The following is a 425-nucleotide window of genomic DNA, read 5'->3' on the forward strand; positions in this document are numbered from 1 at the left end:
GGCGATCCTCGCGCAGCGCCTCCGGCAGCGCGCGGCCGAGGCGGTCGGACAGGTCGTCCAAGGCCAGCGCCTCGCCGTCGAACAGGCGCGTTGGCTCGCGGAACAGCGGCAGGGAAGCCACCCGTTCCATCTTGATCGACAGCGCGTCCAAACGACGGCTCTCGGCATGGCCCATGGCGGCGCCGAGCCCCTGGATGCGGGCGGCGATCTCGCCCTGAGCCGGCGCCACGGCCTCTGCGGCCGCCGTGGGCGTCGAGGCCCGCACGTCGGCCACCATATCGGCGATGGAGGTGTCCGGCTCATGCCCGATGCCCGTCACCACGGGCACGGGACAGGCGGCAATGGTGCGCGCCAGCCAACGGTCGTTGAAGGGCATGAGATCCTCGAAGGATCCGCCGCCGCGCACGAGGAGCACCACCTCAGCG

The 425-nt window shown here is 72.2% G+C and carries 1 protein-coding gene; it reads right to left on the minus strand.

Going from position 1 to position 425, the window contains the following annotated elements; all coding sequences use genetic code 11:
• Nucleotides 1-425, minus strand: a 425-nt coding sequence (locus tag NE591_RS12635) for an exodeoxyribonuclease VII large subunit (RefSeq protein ID WP_305145252.1), incomplete at both ends; no start/stop codon positions are given.

Origin of the sequence: Adlercreutzia sp. DFI.6.23 (assembly GCF_024462535.1) — a bacterium.
GTDB lineage: Bacteria > Actinomycetota > Coriobacteriia > Coriobacteriales > Eggerthellaceae > Adlercreutzia > Adlercreutzia rubneri.